Source organism: uncultured Cetobacterium sp. (genome assembly GCF_947038635.1).
Taxonomy (GTDB): domain Bacteria; phylum Fusobacteriota; class Fusobacteriia; order Fusobacteriales; family Fusobacteriaceae; genus Cetobacterium_A.
In genome coordinates this window covers 1-13,694 of record NZ_CAMQXC010000053.1, presented here as the reverse complement: position 1 = coordinate 13,694, position 13,694 = coordinate 1, and the positions used below count along the sequence as shown (strand labels likewise).

The following is a 13,694-nucleotide window of genomic DNA, read 5'->3' as shown; positions in this document are numbered from 1 at the left end:
AAAAGATATAGTTCATGAAAAAGATATAAAAAATGTAAAAATAATAACAAAATCCTCAGTTAAAGAAAAAATAGAGGAGATATATTTTGATTTTATTAAATCTCTTTTACAGGCTTCTGGAAAAACTATAGAGATAACAACAAAAAATAGAGATTTACTAAAAGATTACGAAATACTATTAGAAAGTTAGGTGTAGGATGAAATTAGCTTTATACTCGGGGACGTTTGATCCAATAACAAAAGGTCATAAAGAGATAATAAAAAGAGCAAGTAAAATGTGTGATAAATTAATTGTTGCAGTTTTAAATAATAGTGCAAAAAAAACTTTGTTTTCTTTAGAAGAGCGTAAAGAGATGGTAGAGGAAGTTTTAAAAGATATAAAAAATATAGAAGTAGTTGAGCATAGTGGTCTTTTGGCTAACTATATGAATGAGATAGGGTGTAAATATATAATTAGAGGACTAAGAGCAGTTATTGATTACGAGTATGAATTGTCATTGGCATATGGAAATTATGATATTTCAAATGGTGAAATTGAAACAGTTTTTATTCCGGCATCAAAAGAATATTTATATGTGAGCTCTTCAGTTGTTAGAGAATTAGCATTATATAAAGGAAAATTAGATAATTACTTAGATGAATTTGTAATAGAAAAGATAAAAAAAAGATTTGAGGAGTAAAAATGGCAAAGGCGAAGAGTTTTTATGTATGTAGTGAGTGTGGATTTAAAACGATAAAGTGGATGGGTAAATGTGATGGTTGCGGAGAATGGGGAACTTTTGAAGAAGAGATTGAAATTTCACCAATTGCAGCCAAAAGTATAAAGTCATCTACAAATTCCCTTGTTAACATACAGGAAAAGGTAGTATCTTTTGCCAATGTACAATTAGAAAAAAACTTTAGATATAAAACTAAAATTTCTGAATTTGATAGGATTTTAGGTGGAGGATTAGTAAAGGGTGAAGTTGTATTAATAACTGGAAATCCAGGTATTGGAAAATCAACACTTCTTTTACAAACAGCTAAAGAATATACAGAGTATGGAGATGTTTTATATGTGTCTGGAGAGGAGTCTCCTGCTCAAATAAAATCTAGAGGAGAAAGGCTTGGAATTTATTCAGAAAATTTATATTTGATGTCTGAAACTGATATCCAAAGTATATATGAGTATGTTATTACAAAAAAACCTAAAATAGTTATTGTTGATTCTATTCAAACACTGTATAATTCAGAGGTAGACTCTATTCCAGGAACACCAACTCAAATAAGAGAATGTACTTTAAAAATAATTGAACTTGCTAAAAAAAATGATGTTTCATTTTTTATAGTTGGTCATATAACAAAAGATGGAAAGGTAGCTGGACCAAAACTACTTGAACATATGGTAGATGCCGTATTTCATTTTGAAGGAGAAGAAGGACTTTTTTATAGAATATTGAGAAGTTTGAAGAATAGATTTGGATCTACAAATGAGTTAGCAGTATTTAGTATGGAAGATACAGGGATACACGAAGTAAAAAATTCGTCAGAGTTTTTTTTAAGTGAAAGAGATGAAAAGAATATAGGGAGTATGGTGGTACCAGTATTAGAAGGAACTAAAGTTTTTCTTTTAGAAATACAAACACTACTTACTGATTGCACTATTGGAATTCCAAAAAGAATTGTTCAAGGGTTTGATAGAAATAGAATGCAAATATTAACAGCAATTGCAGAAAAAAGAATGGGATTACATTTGGGGATGAAAGATCTTTTTATAAATATACCAGGTGGACTTTCTATAAATGATCCAGCAGCTGATTTAGGAGCTCTTATATCAATTGTTTCTTTATATAGAAACGTGGCTATTAGTCAAAAAGTAGCAGCTATAGGAGAGTTGGGGTTAAGAGGTGAAATCAGAAAAGCATTTTTTATAGATAGAAGATTAAGAGAGCTCGAAAAACTTGGGTTTAAAGGTGTATATGTTCCTGAAGCTAATAGAAAAGAGATTGAAAAAAATAGTTATAAATTAAAAATAATATATTTAAAAAATTTAGAAGAATTTTTAGAGAGGATGAGTAAAGATGAATAACCCAGAATTCTTAGAGATTCTTTCTCTTTTGGCTCCAGGGACAAAGTTAAGAGAGGGGATATATAACGTTTTAGATGGTGAAATGGGAGCTTTAATAGTTGTCGGTTTAGATTCTGAAGTTCAAAAAATAATGGATGGTGGATTTGAAATAAATTGTGAATATACACCAGAAAAACTATTTGAACTTTGTAAAATGGATGGAGCTATAATATTAGACTCTGATATAACAAGAATACACTCTGCAAATGTGCACTTACAACCAAGTATGAGATTTTCAACAAATGAGAGTGGAACAAGACATAGAACAGCCCAAAGAGTAGCAAAACAAACTGATAAGCTAGTTATAGCAGTATCAGAAAGAAAAAAAGTTGTAACAATATATAAAGGTGAAATGAAGCATAGACTTAGAAGTACTTCAGACTTAATGGGAGAAGCTTCTCAAGGACTTAATACTTTAGAACGTTATCGTTTTGTTTTAGATAAAGCTTTAGGAAACTTAACAATTCTTGAATTAGATGATTTAGTAACACTATATGAGGTAACTGTTGTGCTTCAAAGATTTGAAAAAGTAACAAGAATATTCCAGGAGATGAATGCCTATATGACTGAACTAGGAGTAGATGGAAGACTTGTTAGATTACATCTAAACGATTTAATTCAGGATATTGAAAGTGAAAAAGAGGATTTCTTAAGAGATTATTGGAATTATTCTAATGCGCCTTTTGATTTAGATGAAATAACAGATAGATTATCTAAATTGACAGATGATGAATTGAAAGAGTTAGAAAAATTATCGGCAGTTTTAGACTATGGAAAAACATATTCAGCTTTAGGAAATAGAGTAACACCAAAAGGATATAGAATTTTAGATAAAATAACAAAATTAACAAAGAGAGATATAGATAAAATAGTAAATAACTATGGTAATTTATCTAAGATTCAAGAAGCTTCAACTGAAGAACTTTTAGAAATTAAAGGTATCAGTAAATTTAAAATAAAAGCTATTCAAACAGGTCTGAAAAGATTAAAAGTAACTGTTGAATTAGAAAAGTAAAAATCCACTAAAAAAAGTGGATTTTTTTTTATTAATATGCTATTATCATACTATAGGGGTGTACCCTATAAAACAGGAGGTGTTTAAAGTGGAAAAAAGATATAGAGTTGGAAACGTAACTTGTCAAAGTTGTGTAGCTTTAATTGAAAAAATATTAAAATCAACAAATGGAGTTGAAGAAGCTAGAGTAAATTTAGCAACTGAGGAGTTATTTGTAAAGTTTGATGAAAAAATAATAAAAGAAGAAGAGATGAAAAATAAAATAGTACCTTTAGGTTATAGTTTAGATGAGATTAAGGATTTAAAGACAGTTACATTTATTATAAAAGGATTACATTGTCAAAGTTGTGTTGGAACAGTGGAGAAGATTGTTTCAGGAATAAAAGGTGTAGATTCAGTAGTTGTTAACTTAGCTACAGAAAAAGCGACAGTTGTTTATGATTCGACTATAGTAAAACTATCAGAAATTTTCCATTTAATAGGTAAGTTTGGATATACTGGAGAGAGGATAACAGAGGAAGTTGTTGATAAAAGAGCTGAGGAGAAAAAGTTAGAATTAAAAAAAGAGTTTAATGAATTTTTAGTGGCAATAATATTTGGGGCAATAATATTTTATATATCTATGGGTAGTATGATAGGATTACCAGTTCCAAATATAATTCATTATGATGTGAATCCATTGCTTTTTGCAATGACTCAATTGATTCTTTCAATACCAGTTGTTTATGTTGGAAGAGATTTTTATATATCAGGATTTAAAAAGTTAAAATCAAAAGCTCCAAGTATGGATTCTCTAATAGCTTTAGGAACAGGAGCAGCTTTTATATATAGTCTTTATGGAACACTTAAAATATATGAAGGTGATATTCAATTTGTTCATAATCTTTATTATGAATCAGGTGTAGTGATAATTGCATTGATTTCTTTGGGTAAATATTTAGAAAATGTAAGCAAAGGAAAAACATCAGAGGCTATTAAAAAGCTGATGGGACTACAAAGTAAAAGAGCAAATCTTTTTAGAAACGGGAAAGTAGTAACTGTAGATATTGAAGAGGTAGAAGTAGGCGATGTTCTTCTAATTAAACCAGGAGAATCTATACCTACAGATGGTGTTGTTGTAGATGGAATTTCTAGTGTTGATGAAGCTATGCTGACAGGAGAGAGTATTCCTGTGAAAAAAATAGATGGAAGTAAAGTTTATGGTGCAACAATAAATGGAACAGGAAGCTTGAAAGTAAAAGTTACTGAAACAGGTGAGAATACAACTCTTTCAAGAATAATAAGACTTGTTGAAAATGCTCAAGGTTCAAAAGCTCCAATAGCAAGAATGGCTGACATAATATCAAGTTATTTCGTACCAATAGTTATAGGGATAGCTGTAATATCTAGCTTAATTTGGTATATTGTAGGTAGTTTAGGATTAGTAGCTTTAAATGCTACGCCAAGTGTATTTGCATTAACTATATTAATATCTGTTTTAGTAATAGCTTGTCCTTGTTCATTAGGTTTGGCAACTCCTACAGCTATAATGGTTGGAACAGGTAGAGGTGCAGAATTAGGAATTTTAATAAAATCAGGAGAAGCTTTAGAAAAAACATGTAAAGTTGATACTGTTGTATTTGATAAAACAGGAACAATAACAGTTGGAAAACCAACAGTGACAAATATACTTTCAAATAGACTAGAGGAAAATGTACTTTTAAAAGTTGTTGGAAGTTTAGAGCAAAACTCAGAACATCCATTAGCTGATGCAGTTATAAGAGAGGTTAATTTAAGAAAGTTAGATATGTTTAGTGTAAGGAGCTTTAATTCTATAACAGGAGAGGGAGTGACAGGAACTTTAGAGGACACACCTGTTGGAGATGTAGAAGTAATTGTAGGAAATAAAAAAATAATGGATAGATATTCTGTAAATATAGATGAACACATAAAAGAGGGAGAAGAACTTTTCGACCAAGGAAAAACAGTGATATACATAGCTGCTAAAGATACATATTTAGGTATGATAGCTATAGCAGATAAAGTAAGAGAAAGTTCTAAAAATGTAATTGAAGAGTTAAAAAATATTGGAATTGATGTTATAATGTTAACTGGTGACAATGAAAGAACAGCTAAAGCTATAGCCAAAGAAGTTGGAGTTACGAGAGTAATAGCAGAGGTTTCACCTGAACAAAAATATTCTCAAATAAAAAAACTTCAAATTGCAGGTAAAAAAGTTGCGATGGTAGGAGATGGAATAAATGATTCTCCAGCATTGACTCAAGCAGATATTGGAATAGCTGTTGGTGGTGGAGCTGATATAGCTTTAGAAAGTGCTGATATAGTTTTAATGAGTAAGAATATAAAAGATGTGCCAAAAGCTATAGAGCTAAGTAGAGCAACAATGAAAAATATAAAACAGAATCTATTTTGGGCATTTATTTATAATGGATTAGGAATACCTGTGGCAGCTGGAATATTATATCCATTTACAGGACATCTATTAAATCCTATGATAGCAGGAGCAGCTATGGCTATGAGTTCTGTTTCTGTTGTATCAAATGCTTTAAGATTAAAATGGTTTAAATAGTAACAGGAGGATTTATTTATGGAAGATAATTGTTCAAATAAAATCTGTGGTGATAAAAAGAAATTAATTGCCAGAGCTAATAGAGTAGAGGGACAGATTAGAGGAATAAAAAGAATGATAGAAGAGGATGCTTATTGCGATGATGTTTTAAATCAAATATCTTCAGCGAAAGCGGCATTAGATGGAATAGCAAAAGTAATCTTAGAAAATCATTTGAGAAAGTGTGTTGTATCAGGGATAAAAAATAATGAAGAGAACAAAGTAATCGACGAATTAATATACACATTAGGAAAAATGATGAAATAATAGTAAATTTTTCTTTGATTTAGGTAAATAATATGTTAAAATTCTACTAGTATAAAGTTATTTAGGAGGGTATTAATGAGAAAAATAGTTACTTTTGTAATGTCAATGATGTTAGCAATTGGATTATTTGCAGCGAAACCAACTAAAGTAGGAATAGTTCTTTCTACTGGAGGATTAGGGGACAAGTCATTTAATGATGCTGCTTACAGAGGATTAGAGCAGGCACAAAAAGAGTTAGGAATTGAATTTAAATATGTAGAGCCAGCATCACCTGCTGAGGATGAGGAGTTCTTAAGAGAGTATGCTGAGGCAGGATATGATTTAATAATTGCTACAGGATTCCAAATGACAGAATCAGCAAGAACAGTAGCAGCAGATTATCCAGATGCTAAATTTTTAATGATTGATGATGTAATAGATTTACCAAATGTAAAGTCTATGGTATTTAAAGAGGAAGAGGGATCTTTCTTAGTTGGAGTTATAGCTGGATTAATGACTAAAAATAATGCAGTAGGGTTTGTTGGAGGAATGGAGAATCCTTTAATTAAGAAATTTGAAGTAGGATTTAAGCAAGGTGCAGAGTATGTTAACCCAAAGGTTAAATTCTTCTCTGTATATACAACAGGACCAAATCCGTTTAACGATCCAGTAAGAGGTAAAGAAAATGCAATTTCTGAAATTAACCAAGGTGCAGATGTAATATATCATGCAGCTGGTGGAACAGGAATGGGAGTTATTGCAGCAGCAAAAGAGAAGGGTGTATTCGCTATTGGAGTTGACTCAAATCAAGATGCAGTTGAACCAGGAACAGTTTTAACATCTATGTTAAAAAATGTTGATGTTGGAGTTTTTGATACAGTTAAAGCTTTAACTAAAGGTGAATTCGTACCAGGATTAGCTGTTTACGGAGCGAAAGAAAATGGAGTTGGAGTAACTAACTTTGAATTTACAAAAGAGATTATAGGTGCAGATAAACTAGCTAAATTTGAGGAAATCAAAGCTAAATTAATGGCTGGAGAAATCAAAGTAAGCGATAAATAATAAATGAGGGGCTGGTCATTTTTGATCAGCCTTTTGTTACCTTATAGAAAAGGAGATGTATAGTTATGGAAAAAATAGAAAGAGTTACTTTAATAGTACTAGATAGTGCTGGAATAGGAGCTTTACCAGATGCAAAAGAGTTTGGAGATGAAGGAACAAATACATTAGGTAATATAGCTCTTGCAACAGGTGGATTAAATTTAAAGAATATGGAACAACTAGGATTAGGTAATATAACTGAAATTCTAGGTGTGGACAGAGTTGAAAAAGCAGCGGGAGCATATGGAAAAGCTGCTGAGCTTTCAAAGGGAAAAGATACAACAACAGGACACTGGGAAATTGCTGGAATTGTTCAAGAAAAAGCATTCCCAACTTATGCCAATGGTTTTCCAAAAGAGACAATAGAAGCATTTGAAAAAGCGACAGGAAGAAAAGTACTTTGTAACCTACCGTATTCTGGAACAGATGTTTTAGATGTATATGGAGAAGAACAGTTAGCAACAGGCGCTTGGATTGTTTACACATCAGCTGATCCAGTATTTCAAATAGCTGCTAATGAAGATATGATATCTTTAGATGAACTTTATTCAGTTTGTAAGAAAGCTTTAGAAATTTGTAGTGAACTATCTCCGGTGGCGAGAGTTATAGCAAGACCTTATACTGGTAAGAGAGTTGGAGAGTTTGTAAGAACGTCTAATAGACATGATTATTCAGTTGAGCCACCAATTGAAAGTATGCTAGATAGAGTTAAAAATTCTGGATTAGATGTTATTGGAATTGGAAAAACTAGTGATATATTTGCTGGAGTAGGAATAACTGAAAGTAGAGGAACTAATAAAGATAATTTAGATGGGATTTTAAAAACTATTGAAGAATTAAAAAAAGATACAAAAGGAATTATATTTACAAATTTAGTTGATTTTGACATGAAGTATGGACATAGAAGAGATCCAAAAGGTTATAAATTAGCTTTAGAAGAGTTTGATAATTATCTTCCAGAAATTATGGAAAATTTAAAAGAGGATGAACTTCTTATATTAACAGCAGATCATGGATGTGATCCAACTTATAAAGGTAGTGACCATACAAGAGAGTATATTCCACTATTAGTATATGGAAAGAAGTTAAAAGAAAATGTTGATTTAGGAATTCAAAATGGATTCTCAACAATAGCTGCAACTGTAGAAGAGCTTTTATTAGGAAAAACTAATTTAACAGGAAGTTTTGCTGATAAAATAATAAAATAAAAAGAAAATTAGGAGGGTAAAATGAGTGTACATATAGGAGCAAAAAAAGGAGAAATAGCAGAAACAGTATTATTACCAGGAGATCCATTGAGAGCTAAATGGATAGCGGAAACTTTCTTAGAAGATGTAGTTTGTTATAATGAAGTTAGAGGAATGTATGGATATACAGGAACTTATAAAGGAAAAAGAGTTTCTGTACAGGGAACAGGAATGGGTGTACCATCAATTTCGATATATGTTAATGAATTAATTAGAGAGTATGGAGTAAAAAATCTAATTAGAGTTGGAACAGCAGGGTCTTATAGAGAAGATGTTAAAATAAGAGATGTAATATTAGCTATGTCATCATCAACAACATCAGGAATGAATAGATTGAGATTTGGTGGAGCAGATTATGCACCGACAGCAGATTTTGGATTATTTATGAAAGCAGCTGAAGCTGCAAAAGCAAAAGGAATAGAAGTTAAGGGTGGAAATGTTTTAACTGCAGATGAGTTTTATGGAGATAACTTTGAATCTTATAAAAAGTGGGCAGAATTCGGAGTACTTTGTGTTGAGATGGAAACGGCTGCACTATATACAATAGCAGCAAAATATAATGCAAAAGCTCTAACAATATTAACGATTTCAGATTCTTTAGTGACTGGTGAGGAAACAACATCTCAAGAAAGACAAACAACTTTAACAGATATGATTGAAATCGCATTAGAAAGTGTAGCGGAGTAGTAATATGAAAAAAGAATTGAATGAAAAATTAATTTTAGAATATATAGATAAAGCTATTGCTGCTAGAGAGAATGCTTATGCTCCTTATTCAAAATTTAAAGTTGGAGCAATATTAGTAGATGAAAATGGAAATGAAACTTCAGGCGCTAATATTGAAAATGGATCATATGGACTTTCAAATTGTGCTGAAAGAAGTGCAATTTTTGCAGCTGCAAGTAAAGGTATGAGAAAAATAAAATTAATAACTGTAGTTGCAGACACAACAGGGCCAGTAAGTCCTTGTGGAGCATGTAGACAAGTTATAAAAGAATTTGCAGATGATGATACAATGATCATCTTAGGAAACCTAAAAAAAGATTATAAACTAATGACAATGGAAGAATTATTACCATATGGATTTGAGCTTTAATTGAAAATAGAGGTGTATATCACCTCTATTTTTTTTGTTGAAATATTGAGTTTGACAAACTAACTAGTATATTCTATTATAAAGATATATTATTTAGAAATTAAATGTGAAAAAATAAACGAGGAGGAAAAATGTCAAGAGAAAATAGTAACTCAGCTTACGCATATAAAATATTAAAGAGAAATATATTTGAATTAAATTTAAAACCTGGAAGTGAATTAAGTGAAAAAGTAATAGGTGAAAAATTAGGGATGAGTAGAACTCCTATTAGAGAAGCTTTGATATTGTTAAAGCATGACCAACTAATTGAAAGTATTCCACAAAAAGGGACATTTGTAACAAAAATCAGTGCTCAAAAAGTTTTAGAAGCAAAAGTGTTAAGAGTTGCTTTAGAAACTGCAGCTTTTGAAAGAGTCATTGAAGCTTTAGATGAAGAATTTATAGAAGATTTAAGAACGAATATAAAAATGCAAAGAGTTTACTGTGAGGGAAATCGTAATTATTTAGAGTTTCATAAAATGGATAATGATTTTCATAAGATGATTTTTGAAAAAGCAGGAATTCCTGGATTATGGGAATTAGCCTTGAATGGAACAGGTCATTATCAAAGAGTAAGAGTTCTAAATGCTAAAAATAAAACAAGTGATATATCAGTTGTTAAAGAGCATGAAGAAATTTTAGAAGCGCTAGAAAAAAAAGATATTGATAAGTTAAGAGGAATGCTAGAGCATCACCTAGGAAGAACTCTTTTAAAATTGAAAAAATTAGAGGCTGAGAATCCAGAATATTTTGAAGTGAAAGAAGAAACAACTAAAGATGACACTTTTATATTACTAAAATAAAAAAACCATAAAAAACACTTGACTTTTATAAAAAAAACAGTATACTTTAAAACATAAAAGCACGAATGAACGGATAAAGAACGAAATGTTTATTTTCAAAAAAGAATAAAATGAAAATAAAATTTTATAGTTTTGATATTTTGTGTTCTGGGGAAAATAAAGGGATGGTGAAAGATTTGGAAAAGTTTAGATTAGAAAGTGATTCTATAGGAACAATACAAGTTCCAGCAGAGGCTTATTATGGAGTACAATCATTAAGAGGAAAAAATAATTTCCATATTACGGGGTATAAATTAGGAAATGACTTTATTAAAGCTTTAGCGTACGTAAAAAAAGCTTCAGCTATAGCAAACTTAGAGGCAGGAATGCTGGATGAGGATGTTGTAAACGCGATAGTTAAAGCTTCTGAAGAGATAATAGAAGGAAAATTTATGGATCAGTTTATAACTGATGTTATTCAAGGTGGAGCTGGAACATCAATGAATATGAATATGAATGAAGTGATAGCTAATAGAGCAGGAGAGATGTTAGGAGGAGAACTTGGAAAATACGATAAAGTTCATCCAAATGACCATGTGAATTATGGACAATCAACAAATGATGTAATTCCAACTGCTGGAAAATTAGCTTTACAAATGATGTCTGAAGAGTTATTAAGAACTTTAGAAAGATTAAATCTAACTTTATTAGATAAAAGCATAGAGTTTGATGATGTTATAAAAATGGGAAGAACACATCTTCAAGATGCTGTACCAATTAGATTAGGACAAGAATTTAAAGCTTATGCACAACCAATAGCTAGAGATATAAAGAGAATAAAGATAGCTTTAGAAGATTTGAAAACAGTTAATATGGGTGCAACTGCAGTAGGAACAGGAATTAATGCTGATACAAAGTATGTAGAGGATGTTGTTAGAATTTTATCTGAGGTAACTAATGTTGATTTTGTTCAAGCTGATGATTTAGTTGATGGAACAAGAAATTTAGATAGTTTTGTATGGCTATCTTCAGCATTAAAAGTAACAGCTGTAAATTTATCAAAAATGGCAAATGATTTAAGATTAATGGCATCAGGACCAAAAACAGGATTGGCAGAGATTAATTTACCTCAACAACAGCCAGGATCTTCAATAATGCCTGGAAAAGTAAATCCGGTAATTCCTGAAGTAATGAATCAAGTTTGTTTCCAGATATTTGGAAATGATCAGACAGTAACGAAAGCAGCGGAAGCAGGTCAATTAGAGTTAAATGTATTTGAACCAGTATTGTTCTTTAACTTATTCCAATCGATAGAAATTTTAAAGAATGGAGTTAATACTTTAATAGATAATTGTTTAGTTGGAATTACTGCAAATAAAGAGAGATGTCAGCAACTAGTTGATATGAGTGTTGGAACAATAACAGCTTTAAATCCACATATAGGATACAAAAATGCAGCAGATATAGCAAAGACATCTATAAAGACAGGAGTTTCAGTGGTAGATTTGATTTTAGAAAGAAAATTACTAACAAAAGAGGAGTTAGATATAATTTTAAATCCTTTTGAAATGACAAAACCAGGAATCCCTGGAAAAAGTTTATTAAAAAATAGATAATATAAAAAAGAGGTCAAATTTTTGACCTCTTTTATTTTTCTAAAAATGAAATAAGATTTTGTTCAGGAATTATAATATCTCCATTATGGATAACAAGAAAATTATTGATTTGACTAGTTTCCAAAACAACTTTAATATTATCATCTTCGTAAAATTCTTTTGTGTAATTATTAAAGATAATACCTTGAACAGGTATCTGTTTTTCTTTTAAAAAACTAAGAGTTAACATTGTGTGATTTATAGCGCCAACTTTTGTAGAACAAACGAGTATTACAGGTAAATTTAAATCTTTTATAAAATCAAACATAAAATATTTATTTCGTATTATTGGAACGTAGATGCCCCCAGCAGCTTCTATAAAGGTTGTTGAATACTTAGACTTTAAAATATTCCATTGATTAAAAATAGAGTCCATAGAAATAGGAATATTTTCTAATTCAGAAGCTAAATGAGGAGACACAGGAGTTTTGAAAAGATACGTAGTCATTTCAGTTTTTAAAGTTGTCTCAGCAAAATCACATAAAAATTTTGGATCTAATGGAACTAATTTTTCATTTTCAAAATAACATCCAGTTTGAAGAGGTTTATAATAACCGATATTATAATTTTTTAAAGATTTAAAAATAAGGGAAGACACATACGTCTTCCCAATATCAGTATCTGTCCCTATAATAAAGTATCCTGTTTTTAGTTTATCTATCAAGGGTAAATCCCTCCTTAACAACCATCTCTTTGTCAGAGGCTATAGTACTTCCTGTTGTCGTTAAAAAATTTCCAGTTAGGGCTGAATTGATTCCCCCTTTAATTCCTTGAATTTCTAAATCGCCAAGTTGGAGTCTTCCACCTGCATATCTTAAAGAAGAATCTGGATTTATGAAACGATAAACTGCAATTGTTTTAATAATTTCCATAGGGTCTAAAGGCGAATAATCAGCCATAGGTGTTCCTGCAATAGGTGTTAAAAAATTTAAAGGTATAGATTTAACATTTAAATTTTTTAGTTCAAAAGCCATATTTAATCTGTCAACTCTACTTTCTCCTAAACCAAAAATTCCACCACTACAAACTTCCAGACCTACTTCTTGTGCTATTAGAATTGTATCAACTCTATCTTGATATGTGTGAGTTGTGCAGATTTTATCGTAAAAGTCTCTAGAAGTTTCTAAGTTATGGTGATATGTTTTTACTCCTGCTTCTTTTAAAGATTTTGCAGATTCTTTAGTAAGTAACCCATGTGAAGCACATAGATGAATATTACTATTTTTTTTCATGTATTTATAAAGGTTTGAAACTTCTAAGGTATCTTTTTCTGTAAGTAATCCTCGACCACTAGTAACTAATGCAAAACGATTAGCACCTTCTTTTTCAACATTTAAAGCTAAGTTTAAAGCCTCTTCTTTATTAGTTAGAGGGTAAACAGGTGAAGCTGTTTTAAAGTGAGCAGATTGAGCACAATATTTGCAATCTTCTGGGCATTTTCCAGATTTAGCATTCATTATAGTGCATAGGTTAAATTTATCACCACAAAAGAACTTTCTAATTTCATTTGCACAATCTGATAGAAAAAGGATATCATTTCTATTAGTATCTATGTCTAAATTTATAAGTTTTATAGCGTCGTCAAAAGTAATACTATTTCCATTAAGGATATTTTCTTTTAAAGTTGAAATAAAATTTTTCAAAATTATGCACCTCGTTTAATTATTTTTGATAAACATCAAGTTTATTGTACGGAATTTCAATTCCCTCTTGGTCAAATCTCTTTTTAACAAGCTCTTGTAGATCAAAGAAAACATCCCAGTAGTGTTCTTTCTTAGCCCAAACTCTCATTGTGAAA

Annotated in this window: 15 protein-coding genes; 12 read left to right on the top strand and 3 right to left on the bottom strand. The window is 30.6% G+C overall.

Going from position 1 to position 13,694, the window contains the following annotated elements:
• From Q0V08_RS06575 to Q0V08_RS06520, 12 genes are all read left to right on the top strand, one after another.
• A partial coding sequence (locus Q0V08_RS06575; protein ID WP_297433191.1) for a hypothetical protein occupies positions 1–190 on the top strand: 190 nt, incomplete at its 5' end.
• Positions 191–197: 7 nt separating this feature from the next.
• Positions 198–680, top strand: a complete 483-nt coding sequence (coaD, locus tag Q0V08_RS06570; protein ID WP_297433189.1) for a pantetheine-phosphate adenylyltransferase — start codon at positions 198–200, stop codon at positions 678–680.
• Positions 681–682: 2 nt separating this feature from the next.
• The gene (radA, locus tag Q0V08_RS06565; protein WP_297433188.1) at positions 683–2,068 is read left to right on the top strand and encodes a DNA repair protein RadA; all 1,386 of its coding nucleotides are present in this window, start codon (positions 683–685) and stop codon (positions 2,066–2,068) included.
• Positions 2,061–3,122 carry a DNA integrity scanning diadenylate cyclase DisA gene (disA, locus tag Q0V08_RS06560; RefSeq protein WP_023051679.1) on the top strand — a complete coding sequence of 354 codons (1,062 nt, stop codon included), beginning with the start codon at positions 2,061–2,063 and terminating at the stop codon, positions 3,120–3,122. Before radA ends, disA begins: the two co-directional genes overlap by 8 nt.
• Before the next feature lie 88 nt (positions 3,123–3,210).
• The gene (locus tag Q0V08_RS06555; RefSeq protein WP_297433185.1) at positions 3,211–5,691 is read left to right on the top strand and encodes a heavy metal translocating P-type ATPase; all 2,481 of its coding nucleotides are present in this window, start codon (positions 3,211–3,213) and stop codon (positions 5,689–5,691) included.
• An 18-nt stretch (positions 5,692–5,709) separates the two neighbouring features.
• The gene (locus Q0V08_RS06550) at positions 5,710–5,997 is read left to right on the top strand and encodes a metal-sensitive transcriptional regulator (protein ID WP_023051677.1); all 288 of its coding nucleotides are present in this window, start codon (positions 5,710–5,712) and stop codon (positions 5,995–5,997) included.
• A 75-nt stretch (positions 5,998–6,072) separates the two neighbouring features.
• Positions 6,073–7,038, top strand: coding sequence for a BMP family ABC transporter substrate-binding protein (locus tag Q0V08_RS06545; protein ID WP_297433183.1), 966 nt, complete (start codon positions 6,073–6,075; stop codon positions 7,036–7,038).
• Positions 7,039–7,103: 65 nt separating this feature from the next.
• Positions 7,104–8,285 carry a phosphopentomutase gene (locus Q0V08_RS06540; RefSeq protein ID WP_297433181.1) on the top strand — a complete coding sequence of 394 codons (1,182 nt, stop codon included), beginning with the start codon at positions 7,104–7,106 and terminating at the stop codon, positions 8,283–8,285.
• A gap of 21 nt (positions 8,286–8,306) precedes the next feature.
• Positions 8,307–9,011, top strand: a complete 705-nt coding sequence (deoD, locus tag Q0V08_RS06535; protein WP_023051674.1) for a purine-nucleoside phosphorylase — start codon at positions 8,307–8,309, stop codon at positions 9,009–9,011.
• A 4-nt stretch (positions 9,012–9,015) separates the two neighbouring features.
• Positions 9,016–9,420, top strand: a complete 405-nt coding sequence (gene cdd / locus Q0V08_RS06530) for a cytidine deaminase (protein ID WP_297433179.1) — start codon at positions 9,016–9,018, stop codon at positions 9,418–9,420.
• Between the two features lie 131 nt (positions 9,421–9,551).
• Positions 9,552–10,262, top strand: coding sequence for a GntR family transcriptional regulator (locus Q0V08_RS06525; RefSeq protein ID WP_297433177.1), 711 nt, complete (start codon positions 9,552–9,554; stop codon positions 10,260–10,262).
• Between the two features lie 164 nt (positions 10,263–10,426).
• Positions 10,427–11,857: an aspartate ammonia-lyase gene (locus tag Q0V08_RS06520; protein WP_297433175.1), complete on the top strand. Its 1,431-nt coding sequence runs from the start codon at positions 10,427–10,429 to the stop codon at positions 11,855–11,857.
• Between the two features lie 31 nt (positions 11,858–11,888).
• Here Q0V08_RS06520 and bioD read toward each other — a convergent pair whose 3' ends face one another.
• From bioD to Q0V08_RS11510, 3 genes are read right to left on the bottom strand one after another with little or no spacing between them, the layout of a single operon-like run.
• On the bottom strand, positions 11,889–12,560 hold the full coding sequence (gene bioD / locus Q0V08_RS06515) for a dethiobiotin synthase (protein WP_297433173.1): 672 nt from the start codon (positions 12,558–12,560) through the stop codon (positions 11,889–11,891).
• The gene (gene bioB / locus Q0V08_RS06510; protein ID WP_297433171.1) at positions 12,550–13,539 is read right to left on the bottom strand and encodes a biotin synthase BioB; all 990 of its coding nucleotides are present in this window, start codon (positions 13,537–13,539) and stop codon (positions 12,550–12,552) included. The genes bioD and bioB overlap by 11 nt, the downstream gene beginning before the upstream one ends.
• 19 nt (positions 13,540–13,558) lie before the next feature.
• Complete coding sequence (locus Q0V08_RS11510) at positions 13,559–13,687, bottom strand: mechanosensitive ion channel family protein (RefSeq protein WP_366099779.1); 129 nt, start codon at positions 13,685–13,687, stop codon at positions 13,559–13,561.
• Positions 13,688–13,694 lie beyond the last annotated feature (7 nt).

Excerpts from the sequence above, each read along its gene's own strand:
- coaD (WP_297433189.1), top strand. The coding sequence starts at position 198 with ATGAAATTAGCTTTATACTCGGGGACGTTTGATCCAATAACAAAAGGT.
- radA (WP_297433188.1), top strand. The coding sequence starts at position 683 with ATGGCAAAGGCGAAGAGTTTTTATGTATGTAGTGAGTGTGGATTTAAA.
- disA (WP_023051679.1), top strand. The coding sequence starts at position 2,061 with ATGAATAACCCAGAATTCTTAGAGATTCTTTCTCTTTTGGCTCCAGGG.
- Q0V08_RS06550 (WP_023051677.1), top strand. The coding sequence starts at position 5,710 with ATGGAAGATAATTGTTCAAATAAAATCTGTGGTGATAAAAAGAAATTA.
- Q0V08_RS06545 (WP_297433183.1), top strand. The coding sequence starts at position 6,073 with ATGAGAAAAATAGTTACTTTTGTAATGTCAATGATGTTAGCAATTGGA.
- Q0V08_RS06540 (WP_297433181.1), top strand. The coding sequence starts at position 7,104 with ATGGAAAAAATAGAAAGAGTTACTTTAATAGTACTAGATAGTGCTGGA.
- deoD (WP_023051674.1), top strand. The coding sequence starts at position 8,307 with ATGAGTGTACATATAGGAGCAAAAAAAGGAGAAATAGCAGAAACAGTA.
- cdd (WP_297433179.1), top strand. The coding sequence starts at position 9,016 with ATGAAAAAAGAATTGAATGAAAAATTAATTTTAGAATATATAGATAAA.
- Q0V08_RS06525 (WP_297433177.1), top strand. The coding sequence starts at position 9,552 with ATGTCAAGAGAAAATAGTAACTCAGCTTACGCATATAAAATATTAAAG.
- Q0V08_RS06520 (WP_297433175.1), top strand. The coding sequence starts at position 10,427 with ATGGTGAAAGATTTGGAAAAGTTTAGATTAGAAAGTGATTCTATAGGA.
- Q0V08_RS11510 (WP_366099779.1), bottom strand. The coding sequence starts at position 13,687 with ATGAGAGTTTGGGCTAAGAAAGAACACTACTGGGATGTTTTCTTTGAT.